Here is a 512-nt window from a genome sequence, read left to right as displayed (position 1 = left end):
ATGCGGGCGGCAACCCGAACTACGATGAGAACGCCAAGGGCTACGTCCACAACACCAGGTTCACCACGCCCACCACGCTGCGCGACACCGTGATCGAGGGCAACCGCATCCACGGCGTGAAGACCTGGTTCATGGACGGCGGGGCTATCTACAACCTCTCCGCCAATCCCGGCGCGGTGATCCGGGGCAACCATATCTTCGACATCGGCAACAAGATCGCGATCTATCTGGACGAGGGATCGAAGCACTTCCGCGTCACCGGCAACGTCGTCGAGACCGGGGGCAAGTGGCTGAACATCAACACGGCGGGCGCGATGTACAAGCGGCGCATCTCCACCGACAACGTGGCGAGCGGCAACTGGCACACCGTCAACACCACCGGCGGCCGCTGGCTGGAAGAGATCGGCAACACCGCGAAGGACAACACGCTGGTCCCCGATCGCAACTGGCCCGCAGCGGCGCAGGCGGTGATCGACAGCGCGGGAGTACGCAAGTGACGGCGTTGGACCGCC

The 512-nt window shown here is 64.5% G+C and carries 1 protein-coding gene; it reads left to right on the top strand.

What is annotated here, in order from left to right; all coding sequences use genetic code 11:
• A partial coding sequence (locus tag PKF00_RS45115; protein ID WP_271223817.1) for a hypothetical protein occupies positions 1–497 on the top strand: 497 nt, incomplete at its 5' end.
• Between the last annotated feature and the right edge of the window lie 15 nt (positions 498–512).

The sequence above is a fragment of the Streptosporangium carneum genome, assembly GCF_027922005.1.
Classification (GTDB): Bacteria; Actinomycetota; Actinomycetes; order Streptosporangiales; family Streptosporangiaceae; genus Streptosporangium; species Streptosporangium carneum.
This window is presented reverse-complemented; position numbering and strand designations above follow the sequence as displayed.